12 protein-coding genes are annotated in these 11,806 nt (G+C 70.1%); 6 read left to right on the top strand and 6 right to left on the bottom strand.

What is annotated here, in order from left to right; all coding sequences use genetic code 11:
- Nucleotides 1-4 precede the first annotated feature (4 nt).
- Nucleotides 5-1,504 carry an FAD-dependent oxidoreductase gene (locus tag J7E96_RS00275; protein ID WP_215126149.1) on the bottom strand — a complete coding sequence of 500 codons (1,500 nt, stop codon included), beginning with the start codon at nt 1,502-1,504 and terminating at the stop codon, nt 5-7.
- Between the two features lie 98 nt (nt 1,505-1,602).
- A complete protein-coding gene (locus J7E96_RS00270) occupies nt 1,603-1,983 on the bottom strand; it encodes a VOC family protein (protein ID WP_214981031.1) in 381 nt (126 codons plus the stop codon).
- 73 nt (nt 1,984-2,056) lie between these two features.
- Here J7E96_RS00270 and J7E96_RS00265 point away from each other — a divergent pair, with 73 nt between their 5' ends.
- Nucleotides 2,057-2,554 carry a pyridoxamine 5'-phosphate oxidase family protein gene (locus tag J7E96_RS00265; protein WP_214981030.1) on the top strand — a complete coding sequence of 166 codons (498 nt, stop codon included), beginning with the start codon at nt 2,057-2,059 and terminating at the stop codon, nt 2,552-2,554.
- 302 nt (nt 2,555-2,856) lie between these two features.
- On the opposite strand, the gene J7E96_RS00260 is transcribed toward J7E96_RS00265, so the two are convergent.
- Genes J7E96_RS00260 through J7E96_RS00250 form a run of 3 tightly spaced genes read right to left on the bottom strand, consistent with a single transcriptional unit; the run spans nt 2,857 to nt 5,857 of the window.
- On the bottom strand, nt 2,857-3,846 hold the full coding sequence (locus J7E96_RS00260) for an acyl-CoA dehydrogenase family protein (RefSeq protein WP_215126147.1): 990 nt from the start codon (nt 3,844-3,846) through the stop codon (nt 2,857-2,859).
- Nucleotides 3,846-4,991, bottom strand: coding sequence for an acyl-CoA dehydrogenase family protein (locus J7E96_RS00255; protein ID WP_215126145.1), 1,146 nt, complete (start codon nt 4,989-4,991; stop codon nt 3,846-3,848). Before J7E96_RS00255 ends, J7E96_RS00260 begins: the two co-directional genes overlap by 1 nt.
- Nucleotides 4,991-5,857, bottom strand: coding sequence for an enoyl-CoA hydratase (locus J7E96_RS00250; protein WP_251069201.1), 867 nt, complete (start codon nt 5,855-5,857; stop codon nt 4,991-4,993). The genes J7E96_RS00255 and J7E96_RS00250 overlap by 1 nt, the downstream gene beginning before the upstream one ends.
- Nucleotides 5,858-5,930: 73 nt before the next feature.
- On the opposite strand from J7E96_RS00250, the gene J7E96_RS00245 reads away from it, so the two are divergent.
- From J7E96_RS00245 to J7E96_RS00225, 5 genes are all read left to right on the top strand, one after another.
- Nucleotides 5,931-6,761, top strand: coding sequence for an SDR family oxidoreductase (locus tag J7E96_RS00245; protein WP_215126473.1), 831 nt, complete (start codon nt 5,931-5,933; stop codon nt 6,759-6,761).
- 37 nt (nt 6,762-6,798) lie between these two features.
- Nucleotides 6,799-7,410 (top strand): TetR/AcrR family transcriptional regulator, encoded by a 612-nt coding sequence (locus J7E96_RS00240; protein ID WP_215126471.1) that lies wholly within the window; start codon nt 6,799-6,801, stop codon nt 7,408-7,410.
- Between the two features lie 43 nt (nt 7,411-7,453).
- Complete coding sequence (locus tag J7E96_RS00235; protein WP_215126143.1) at nt 7,454-8,611, top strand: acetyl-CoA C-acetyltransferase; 1,158 nt, start codon at nt 7,454-7,456, stop codon at nt 8,609-8,611.
- Nucleotides 8,612-8,883: 272 nt separating this feature from the next.
- On the top strand, nt 8,884-9,087 hold the full coding sequence (locus tag J7E96_RS00230) for a cold-shock protein (protein ID WP_015607926.1): 204 nt from the start codon (nt 8,884-8,886) through the stop codon (nt 9,085-9,087).
- Between the two features lie 89 nt (nt 9,088-9,176).
- Complete coding sequence (locus J7E96_RS00225; protein ID WP_215126141.1) at nt 9,177-10,811, top strand: DEAD/DEAH box helicase; 1,635 nt, start codon at nt 9,177-9,179, stop codon at nt 10,809-10,811.
- A 54-nt stretch (nt 10,812-10,865) separates the two neighbouring features.
- On the opposite strand, the gene J7E96_RS00220 is transcribed toward J7E96_RS00225, so the two are convergent.
- A complete protein-coding gene (locus J7E96_RS00220) occupies nt 10,866-11,792 on the bottom strand; it encodes a tyrosine-protein phosphatase (RefSeq protein WP_215126139.1) in 927 nt (308 codons plus the stop codon).
- Between the last annotated feature and the right edge of the window lie 14 nt (nt 11,793-11,806).

The raw sequence follows: 11,806 nt of genomic DNA, 5'->3' as shown, positions 1-11,806 counted from the left end.
GCGGTCAGTTGCGCGGTATCGACGCACGCATCGCGGACCTCCAGGAGACCCGCATCTCGCTGGTGGCGATCCTCGCGGCGACGGACTCGGGGGCGGCGGTCTCCGAGGCCCAGGCCGCGTAGCCGTCGGGGCGGACGAGCAGAGTCGTACGGCGGTCACTCGCCCAGTGCGTCACCGTGAGCCGATCGTCGTGGTCGACCTCCGTGCCCCGTGGCGTGATCAGTACGAACTGCCCCGCGCGAAGCGCCTCGTACAGCCGTCCCTCCTGGAGCTCGACGTCCGGCACGCGCCTGCCCGTGAGCGGGTGGGCGCCGCGCGGAGCGCCGTATGAGTAACCGATGCCGGTGATCTGCCCAATCGCCGTGCGGGCGACCGGGCGTACGTTGCCGGCGATCAGGGTCAGTAGGGAGCGGAGTCCGCGCTGCAGTGGATTGTGGGCCATGGCGAGGCGGATGAGTGCGCCACTGCTGCGCAGCACGGCCCTGCCGACCGGGTGCCGTTCGTCGTGATACGAGTTCAACAGGCCGTCCGGCGCCTGGCCGTTCACCACGGAAGCCAGCTTCCAGCCGAGGTTGGCCGCGTCCTGGAGGCCGGTGTTCATGCCCTGGCCGCCGGCCGGGGAGTGCGTGTGCGCCGCGTCGCCCGCGAGGAGGACCCTGCCCACCCGGTACTGCGGGACCTGGCGTTCGTCGCTGTGGAAGCGGGACATCCAGCGGGCGTCGTGCATACCGAAGTCGCTGCCGAAAGCGCGGCGGGCGATCTCGCGCAGCTCATCGAGCTCAACGGGCGCGGTGTCGGGGATCTCGCCGCGCGTACGGTCCCAGCCGCCCACGCGCCAGTACCCGTCCCCGAAGGGGATGAGGAACCCGAAGGCCGTGCCCATGCCGTTCACCGCGGCCGTACGGTCGGGTTCCTGGGCGAGCAGCACGTCGGCCAGGACGATCGACTTGATGACCGAGTGGCCGGGGAAGGGCAGGTCCAGCGCTTTGCGCACGGCACTGCGCACCCCGTCGGCGCCCACCGCGTAGGCCGCTCGCAGTGTCTCGGCCGTACCGTCCTCGCGTCGCACGTCGAGCGTCACGCCCGCGTCGTCCTGTGCGAGCCCGGTGACCTCCGCTCCGTACACGAACGTCGCGCCGTTCTCCTCGGCCCGGCGCAGCAGCAGCTTCTCCACTTCGAACTGCGGAGTCACCAGCAAGTACGGGAAACGCGAGGGGAGATCGGAGATGTCGAGGGCGAGCGAGCCGAAGAGCTCCAGGCGGGTGACGATCTGACCCGTGGTGACGAGCTCGTCGGCGAGGCCGCGGGCGTCGAGCTGCTCCAGGGTGCGGGCGTGCACACCGAAGGCCCGGGTCAGGTTGCTGATGCCCCGGGGGCGCCGCTCCACCACCGTGACGGGGACACCTTCGGCGGCCAGATCGCCCGCGAGCAGCAGCCCGGTGGGGCCCGCGCCGACGACGATGACGTTGCTGCGCTGAGAAGTGGTACCGGTCGTGCCGTGCATGGCGACCTCCTGATGCCAACGCTTGTTGGTCAACGCTTGTTGGCCAATGTAGGGCACGGAGCGAGTTGATGTCAACGGTTGTTGGCCTACGTGTGTTGTCAGTGACGTACGAGGCAGAAGGGGTGACCGGCGGGATCCGCGTAGATCCGCCAACTGCGGGCGCCCGCCCCGTCGTCGAGCAGCAGGGAGGCGCCCAGCTCCAACATCTGGGCATGGGCGTGGAGGAGATCCGGAACGCTGAAGTCCATATGGAACTGCTGTGGGTGGGCCGGGTCGGGCCACCGCGGCGGGCGGTGGTCGGGTACGCGCTGGAAGGCGAGGACGAGGCCGTTGGGGGTGTGCAGCGTGGCCCAGTCGTCGTCGACGCCCCATCGGCGGTCCGGCCGATTCACTTCGCCGCCGGCCAGCGAAGCGTAGAAGTGGGCGAGGGTGAGGGGGTCGGCGCAGTCGAGCACCACGCACTGCAGTTCGGCGATCACGTGCGGGACCCTATCGCCGAAGGAAAGCCGATACCCGACAGAAGATGTCGGGTATCCAGGGTTCGATGACGTCATGGTGAACGGTTGGGAAGACTTCCAGGTGGCGGAACCGCAGTTCGCGGAGGCCGTGCAGCAACGATTCCAGCAGTACAAGCACCATGTTCTCGCGACGGTCCGAAAGGACGGGTCGCCGCGTGTGACCGGGCTCGAAGTGACGTTTCTCCACGGAGAGTTGTGGCTCGGCATGATGCCGTACTCACGCAAGGCGCAGGACCTTCAGCGCGATCCGCGCTTCGCCATCCAGGCGAACCCGGGCGCGGATGAGCAGATGCGGGACGGGGACGCGCGGATCAGCGGCCGGGCGGTGGAGGTCACCGATCCGGATGTCATCGCCCGGTTCGTCGGGGAGATCAAGCCGCCGGAGCCGTTCCATCTTTTCCGCGTTGAGCCGACGGAGGTGGTCCGGACCTCCATTGAGGGCGACGCGCTCGTGGTGCGAGCGTGGCGGCCGGGTCAGCCAGTACGCACGATTCGCCGGGGCAACGGCGACGAAGGGGCTCGGGAGGACTGAGGCCCCTTGGGTGGGCGGGCATGGTTTGGCGGTCGGCTCCGTCCGCCCGCCCCGTTGAAGCCGGCACGATTGGTTGCCGTCTCCGTCGGGGGGCTCGCCGCCGCCGTCGGCGGTTGCGGCCCGTTAGTTGCGCCGCCTGCGGCGGCCACCTCTCCCGCCCTGCCCGCCCGTTGAAGCCGACACGATTGCTCCTGTGGCGTCACCTATGCCGCCCCCCTCGCCCGCCCGTTGGAGCCGACGAGATCGGTGAGCGTCTTCGTCGGCCTCTCCTTGAAGGTGGGCGGCGGCGTGCTGACCGAGCGTCATGGGGTAGGTGCCGCCAGTACCTTTGACCGGCATTCGGACGGGGTGCCCCACGCGTCTCGCAGTGGGCGGGCCTTGCGGAGCCATAGGGAGAGGTCCAGTTCGTCCGTGTAGCCGACCGCCCCGTGCAGCTGGAGCGCTGTCCGGGCGGCGGCGTAGGCCGCCTCGCCCGCTGTGACCTTCGCGGCGGCGATATCGGCCGAGGTCATGGACAGGGCGGCGCCGAAGAGCAGTGGCCGGGCGAACTCCAGACCGATCAGGGTGTCGGCCAGCCGGTGCTTGACCGCCTGGAAGCCGCCGATGGCAGTCCCGAACTGCGTGCGTTGCTTGACGTACGCCACCGTCCGGTCCAGCAGCGCGATCCCGGTGCCCAGCGCCTGTGCGGCGGTGGCGAATGACGCCCGGCCGGCGGCGTACTCGGCGGCTGCCGTCACGGCGGGCCCCGAGGCGAGCAGTTCGCCGCCCGGCTCCGTCCGGTACAACCGGCGCGCCGGATCCGCGGACGCGTGGAGCGCGCCGTACCCGGGAGCGAGTCGCAGCTCGTCGCCGTGCACGGTGAGGAGGTACGTCGCCGAGTCCGCGTCCAGCGCGTACGGGCCGCCACCCGGAAGCGTGAGTGTCGCGCTCGCCCCGCCCGTGGCCAACGCCGGCAGCAGCCGCTTCGCGGGGCCCTCCTCGCCGTACCCGGCCAGGTGGGCCAGCAGGGCGGCGGTCGCGACCGTCTCCACCACCGGACCGGGCACCGCGTGCCGCCCCAGCTCCACGAAAGCCACCGCGAGTTCGACCGGCAGCGGCCCCACACCCTCGTACGCCTCGGGAACGGCCAGCGAGAACACGCCCGCCTCACCCATACGCGCCCACAGCGCGTTCCCGGGAACGGCGTTTCCGGCTGCCCAGGAACGTACGACCGACGGCGTGTCCGCGGCCGTCAGCATCGCTTCCAGGGAACGCCCGAAAGCGGCCTGCTCGTCGGTCAACAGGAACCTCATCAGCGGCGGCCCTTCGGGAGACCGAGCAGGCGCTCGGCGATGATGTCGCGCTGGATTTCGTTGGTGCCCGCGTAGATCGGTCCGGCGAGCGAGAACACATAGCCCTCCGCCCACTCGCCCCGCGCCAGCTCCCCGTCCGCGCCCAGCAGATCGAGCGCCGTCTCGTGCAGAGCGATGTCGTAGTCGGACCAGAAGACCTTGTTGAGGCTGGACTCCGCTCCGATGACCGCGCCCGCCGCGAAGCGCGAAGCGTTGGCGTACGTGAACAGCTGATAGGCGCGCGCCCCGACGACCGCGTCCGCCACCCGGTCACGCAGCGCCGTGTCCGAAGGATCGGCCGACGTACGCCACTGCTGTACGAGCCGGTCGGCGACGGCGACGAAACGGCCGGGGGAGCGCAGGGTCAGCCCGCGTTCGTTCCCGGTCGTCGACATGGCGATCCGCCAGCCCTGCCCCGGCTCCCCGATGACGTCCTCGTCCGGTACGAACACGTCGTCCAGGAAGAGCTCCGCGAAGGCGGGCTTGCCGTCGAGCCGGCCGATGCGGCGGACGGTGACCCCGTCGGCCTTCAGGTCGAACATCAGGTAGGTCAGGCCGTGGTGGGGCTTCGCCGCCTCCGTGTCCGTACGGAAGATCCCGAAGGCCCGGTCCGCGAAGGCGGCCCGTGACGACCAGGTCTTCTGACCCGACAGCAGCCACCCGCCGTCGGTCCGTACGGCCCGGGACTTCAGGGAGGCGAGATCCGATCCCGACTCCGGCTCGGACCAGGCCTGCGCCCAGATCACCTCACCGCTCGCCATGGACGGCAGAACCCGGGCACGCTGCTCGGCGGCGCCATGGTCGAAGAGCGTCGGCGCGAGGAGGTTGATGCCGTTCTGTGAGACCCGCCCCGGCGCGCCCGCCGCGAAGTACTCCTCCTCGAAGAGGAGCCACGTGAAGATGTCGACGCCCCGGCCGCCGTACTCCTGCGGCCACGACACCACCGACCAGCGGTCCGCGTACAACCGCGCCTCCCACGCGCGATGAGCCCCGAAGCCCTCCTCCGTCTCCAGGGAAGGGAGCGGCTCGGCGGGGACATGCGCCGCCAGCCACGCCCGCGCCTCGGCGCGGAAGGACGCCTCCTCGGGGGTGTGCTCCAAGTCCATCAGCCGCTCGCCCTCTTCATCGCGGAGATGTCCATCCCGCCGAGCGAATCGGCGGCGGTCTCAGCGTTGTGGGCGTGGGCGAGGTGGTGCAGTCCGAAGACCGAATCCATGCCGGTGTGCAGGCCCTGAAGGTCCTCCGCCTGGTTGACGGCCCGCTTGGTGAGGGCCAGTCCCAGGCGGGGCATTTCGGCGATCCGAAGGGCCAGTTCCTCGGTACGTTCCGCCAGTTCGGACCGTTCCACGACGCGGTTGACCATGCCGACCTCGTACGCCCTGCGCGCGGGCATCCGGTCGCCCGTGTAGAGGAACTCCTTGGCGATCCGCGGTGGCATCACCCACGGGTGCGCGAAATACTCGACCCCGGGTATGCCCATCCGCACCACCGGATCAGCGAAGAACGCGTCCTCGGAAGCGACGATCAGGTCGCAGATCCAGGCGAGCATCAGCCCGCCCGCGACGCACGCTCCCTGGACGGACGCGACGACCGGCTTCGGCAGTTCACGCCAGCGTCGGCACATCCCCAGATAGACCTCCGACTCCCGCGCGAAGCGCGACTCGGCGCCCTGCTTGTCGGAGTGGTCCCACCACAGGCCCGCCTTGCGCTCGAACGGGAGGTGAGCGTCGCGCTCCGGGGTGCCGATGTCGTGGCCGGCCGAGAAGTGCTCGCCGGCTCCGGCCAGCACGACGACCCTGACCTCGGAGTCCTCCGCCGCCCGGTAGAAGGCGGCGTCCAGGGCGTAGGTCATCGCGGAGTTCTGGGCGTTGCGGTAGCGCGGGCGGTTGAGGGTGACGTACGCGACCGGGCCGCGTCGCTCGTACAGCACAGGCTCTTGGTGGTCGGCGGGGGCGGGCATGGGAGTGGGCATCGGCTCATCCTTCCCTAACAAGTGTTTGGTAGGTTAACGTACGGTCATGAGCAGCGTCGAGGAGGTCCCTGGCATGAGGGCACCCGAGAACGGGCCGAAGGACGTTCCCCGGAACGCTTCGGGCGGCGTACCCGAGTACGTTCCGGGGCACGGTCTGCTCAAGGGGCGTACCGCCGTCATCACCGCCGCGGCCGGCGCCGGTATCGGCGGTGCCACAGCGCGCAAGTTCCTGGAGGAGGGCGCGCGCATTCTCATCGGTGACGCCCACGCGCGTCGCCTCAAGGAGACCGAGCGGGCGCTCGCCGAGGAGTTCGGCGCCGAGAACGTCGCCTCCCTGCCGTGCGACGTCACCGAGGAGGGCGAGGTACAGGCGCTCTTCGACCTCGCCGTACGCGAACACGGCGGCCTGGACGTCGTCGTCAACAACGCCGGCCTCGGCGGCACGGCGGAGCTCGTCGACATGACCGACGAGCAGTGGGCCAAAGTCCTCGACGTGACACTGAACGGCACCTTCCGCTGCACCCGGGCGGCGCTCCGCGCCCTGAAGGCGGCCGGCCGGGGCGGCGTCGTCGTCAACAACGCCTCCGTCGTCGGCTGGCGAGCCCAGGCGGGCCAGGCCCACTACGCCGCCGCCAAGGCCGGCGTCATGGCGCTCACCCGGTGCGCGGCCGTCGAGGCGGCGGCGTACGGCGTACGCGTCAATGCCGTCGCCCCCAGCCTCGCCATGCATCCGCACCTGGTGAAGGTGACCTCCGCCGACCTGCTCGCCGAACTCACCGAGCGCGAGGCGTTCGGCCGGTACGCCGAGCCCTGGGAGATCGCGAACGTCATCGTCTTCCTGGCCAGTGGCTACTCCTCGTACATGACCGGCGAGACGGTCTCCATCAGCAGTCAGCGTGCCTAGGCGTGCCTGGACGGACAATGGCAGCGTGCCTAACAACGTGCCCAGCAAGAAGAAGAACCAGGTGACCGCGTCGCCCGAGCGCCGCCGTGAACTCCTCGATACGGCGGCCGAGGTGTTCGCCGCACAGGGCTACAACGCCACCACCGTCCGCAAGATCGCGGACGCGGCGGGGATGCTCGCGGGCAGCCTCTACTACCACTTCGATTCCAAGGAGTCGATGCTCGACGAGATCCTCTCGACCTTCCTGCACGAGCTGTGGGAGGGGTACGACGCCGTGCTCGCCGCCGGGCTCGGGCCCAGGGAGACCATCGAGGCGCTGGTCACTGAGTCCTTCCGGGAGATCGACCGGCACCGCGCCGCCGTCGCGATCTACCAGAAGGAGTCCAGGCACCTGTCCGCACAGCCCCGCTTCCACTACCTCGCCGACTCGCAGCAGAAGTTCGAGAAGGCGTGGCTGGGGACGCTGGAACGCGGCGTCGCGGCGCAGGCCTTCCGCGCCGACCTCGACATCCGGCTCACCTATCGATTCGTCCGCGACACCGTCTGGGTCGCCGCGTCCTGGTACCGGCCGGGCGGCCTGCACAGCCCCGACGAGATCGCCCGCCAGTACCTGTCGATGGTCCTGGACGGCATCGCTGTGCGTACGTGAAACCGCCCGTCATACGTTCGCCACCCGCGAAGGAGCAGCAGTCATGGCCGAGGCCTACATAGTCGAAGCGGTACGCACCCCTGTCGGCCGGCGCAAGGGAGGCCTCGCGGCCGTCCACTCCGCCGACCTCGGGGCGCACGTCCTGAAGGCCCTCGTCTCGCGCTCCGGCATCGACCCGTCGGCGGTCGAGGACGTCGTCTTCGGCTGCCTGGACACGGTGGGACCGCAGGCGGGCGACATCGCCCGTACGGCGTGGCTGGCGGCCGGGCTCCCGGAGGAAGTGCCCGGGGTCACGATCGACCGGCAGTGCGGGTCCTCCCAGCAGGCGGTGCACTTCGCGGCGCAGGGCGTGATGTCGGGGACGCAGGACCTGGTCGTCGCCGGGGGTGTCCAGAACATGACGCAGATCCCGATCGCCTTCGCCTCCCGGCAGGCGGCGGAGCCGCTGGGCCTCACGGAGGGCCCGTTCGCGGGCTCGGAAGGCTGGCGCGCGCGGTACGGCTCGCAGCCGGTGAACCAGTTCCACGGGGCGGAGCTGATCGCCGAGAAGTGGGGCATCTCGCGGCTCGACATGGAGGAGTTCGCCCTTCGGTCGCATCAGCGGGCGATCCGAGCGATCGACGAGGGCCGCTTCGACCGCGAGACCGTGGCGTACGGGGAGGTGACCGTCGACGAGGGGCCGCGCCGTGACACGACGCTGGAGAAGATGGCGGGGCTGAAGCCGGTTCTGGAGGGCGGCACGATTACGGCGGCGTGCTCGTCGCAGGTCTCGGACGGAGCGGCGGCGATGCTGATCGCCTCCGAACGGGCCGTCGCGGAGCACGGGTTGACGCCGCGCGCCCGTATCCACCACCTGTCCGTGCGCGGGGAGGACCCGATCCGCATGCTGTCCGCGCCGATCCCGGCGACGGCGTACGCGCTGAAGAAGGCCGGCATGACGATCGACGACATCGACCTGGTCGAGATCAACGAGGCCTTCGCGCCGGTTGTGCTGTCCTGGCTGAAGGAGACGGGCGCGGATCCCGCCCGGGTGAACGTCAACGGCGGCGCGATCGCGCTGGGTCACCCTTTGGGGGCGACCGGCGTCAGGCTGATGACGACGCTGCTGCACGAACTGGAGCGTACGGGTGGCCGGTTCGGCCTCCAGACGATGTGCGAGGGCGGCGGCCAGGCGAACGTCACGATCATCGAACGCGTCTGAGGGGAGTGGCGGCAGTTGCGCCTGGCCTCGTCGCGCATCGCGGGTTTGTCCCGTACGACGATCTTCTTCGGGCCAAGGGGTGGTGCTCCGGCGCCATCGTGTTAGAGTGGACGAGTTGCAGTTTTGGTACCCATAAACATTATGTGCGCCTGACGGGAATGCTTCCTCAGGCGCATTTTGTTTTCCGGTTCTCCGGATGGGGCTCATTGCGGCGACGTGGAATCCGTACAGTGCGGATTTCCGGATCTGCCCCAGTTTTTTAGGAGAATGACATGGCTACTGGAACCGTGAAGTGGTTCAACTCGGAAAAGGGCTTCGGCTTCATCGAGCAGGACGGTGGCGGCGCTGACGTCTTCGCCCACTACTCGAACATTGCCACCCAGGGCTTCCGTGAGCTTCAGGAGGGCCAGAAGGTCTCCTTCGACGTCACGCAGGGCCAGAAGGGCCCGCAGGCGGAGAACATCGTCCCGGCCTAATTCGCCGACGCGATACCTCGCTAGCCGGGGCCCGCACCGTGAAGGTGCGGGCCCCGGCTTGTGCTTGTTCCCAGGAAGGCAAAACCTGAATGACCCGCTCCGAACGCCCCGCCGCCGCCAGTACCTCGCGCTCCGCCCGTCCCGTCCGCAATCGCTCCTCGCAGGCCGCTCGCGGCAAGGCGCCCGCAAAGGGCCCTGCCCGCAGGGCCACGCCTGTACAGGGTGAATTCGCGATGCCGGAGTCCCTTACCCCGGCGCTGCCGGCCGTCGAGAACTTCGCCGATCTCGACATGCCCGCAGCCCTGCTCAAGACCCTGGCGGCCCAGGGTGTGACCGAGCCCTTCCCCATTCAGGGCGCGACCCTGCCGAACTCGCTCGCGGGCCGCGACATCCTCGGCCGCGGACGCACCGGATCCGGGAAGACCCTCGCCTTCGGCCTCGCGCTGCTGGCCCGCACCGCCGGCCGGCGCTCCGAGCCGCGTGCGCCGCTCGCGATGGTCCTGGTGCCCACGCGCGAGCTCGCGCAGCAGGTCACCGACGCCCTCACGCCGTACGCCACGGCCGTGAACCTGCGGATGGCCACGGTCGTCGGCGGCATGTCGATCACCAAGCAGGCGAACACGCTGCGGCGTGGCGCCGAGGTGCTCGTGGCCACCCCCGGCAGGCTCAAGGACCTCATCGAGCGCGGCGACGCTGAGCTCGGCCAGGTGTCGATCACCGTCCTCGACGAGGCCGACCAGATGGCCGACATGGGCTTCCTTCCCCAGGTCACAGCGCTGCTGAAGCAGGTCGAGCCGGACGGGCAGCGGATGCTGTTCTCCGCGACGCTCGACCGCAACGTCGACCGGCTCGTACGGATGTTCCTGTCCGATCCGGTGGTCCACTCCGTCGACCCGTCGGCGGGCGCGGTGACGACGATGGAGCACCACGTGCTGTACGTCGCCGACGAGACCGACAAGAAGGCCGTCGCCACGCGCATCGCCGCCCGCGAGGGGCGGGTGATCCTCTTCGTGGACACCAAGCGCGCCGCGGACCGCTTCGCGAAGCGGCTGCTGGCGAGCGGCGTGTACGCGGCGGCGCTGCACGGCGGCCGTTCGCAGCCGCAGCGCAACCGCACGCTCGACCAGTTCAAGGCCGGGCAGGTCACGGCGCTGGTCGCGACCAATGTGGCGGCCCGTGGTATTCACGTCGACGACTTGGATCTGGTCGTCAACGTGGATCCGCCGACTGATCACAAGGACTACTTGCACCGTGGCGGGCGTACGGCGCGGGCGGGCGAGTCCGGCAGCGTCGTCACGCTGGTGCTGCCCGACGAAAAGCGCGAGATGACGCAGCTGATGTCGGCTGCCGGCATCGTTCCGCAGACCGCGCGGGTCAAGTCCAGCGACGACGAGCTGACCCGGATCACGGGTGCGCGCGAGCCTTCGGGCGTCGCCATCGTGATCGAGGTTCCGCAGCAGCAGCAGGCTTCCGCGAAGCCGAAGCGGCGTCCGCAGCAGAGCGGTGGCGGTGGCCGTGCTGGTGGCGCCGGTCGCGGTGGCGGCGGTGGTGGCGCTGGTGCGGGTGGAACCCGTACGCAGGGTGGCGGCCGTACGCAGGGCGAGCGCGCGCAGGGCGGCGGCGGCGGCCGTGCGCAGGCCGGTGCCGGTGCCGCTGCCGGTGGCGGTCGTGGGCGCGGGCGTGGTGGCCGTGCGCAGGGCGGCAGCCGGAGCGCGGCCGCGTAGGACGCCTGAAGCAGCGTGCCCTGCGGGGCTTTCCCCTCCCCGCAGGGCACACCTCTAGTGGCGCAGCAAGCCCGCCCGGAGCTTCATCAGCGTCCAGCGGTCCAGGGCCAGGCCCTCCGTGAGGTAACGGTCGAGGCTGCCGTAATCCGCCTCCACCCGCTCCAGCGCCGCGTCCAGATAGTCCATCCGTACCTCCTGGAGCGGGATCAGCAGATCCGGGTTCTGCATCATCCCGGACTGCTTCAGCCCGTCACGGACCTTGGCGTCGTGCGCCGCGCGATACGTGTTCGACGCGAGATAGTCGCGCTCGGCCGTGCGCGACGGTACGCCGAGGGCCCGCAGCAGTACGTAACTCGTCCAGCCCGTACGGTCCTTGCCCGAAGTGCAGTGGTACAGCAGCGGTGAGCTGCGGTTGGTGTTCGCGATGTCGCGCAGCGTCTCGGCGAACCGCGCCCGGTTCTCCGGGCTGGTGACGAACGTACGGTAGACGTCCCGCATGAATGCCGCGGCCCTTCCGTCCCCCAGCATCTCCTCCTGCTTCACCGGGTCCCTGGACCCGATGGCGGTCAGCAGCCGCGCGTACAGACCGTTGTCGGTGACCGGCCGGGGCGTCGCGGTGAGGCCGGGCGGCAGCCGGTCGGCGCCGTCGTACTGGACCTCGACGGGGACCCGGAAGTCGACGACCTTCGTCAGGCCGAGGCGGCCGAGGGCGGTGACATCGGCGTCGGTGAGCTTGCCGAGCGCGTCGGCGCGGTAGACCTGTCCGTACCGCACCTCGTCCCCGTCGTACGTGCGATAGCCGCCCAGGTCACGGACGTTGGTCGCCCCCTGGAGGGGGATCTGGCGGATGGTTTCGCGGTGGGCGGCGACGGTCGGGGGCGCGGCGAAGGCCGAGGTGGCGGCGGGCAGACACCCGATGGCGAGAGCGGAGACGACCGCTCCGGTAGCCAGGCGAATGCGGGTTCTGGCGGCACGGCTCATCTGACAACTCCTGT

The organism is Streptomyces sp. ISL-96 (genome assembly GCF_018614035.1).
Lineage (GTDB): Bacteria > Actinomycetota > Actinomycetes > Streptomycetales > Streptomycetaceae > Streptomyces.
Note: the sequence above shows the minus strand (reverse complement) of the source record. Positions and strands in the feature narration are given on the sequence as shown.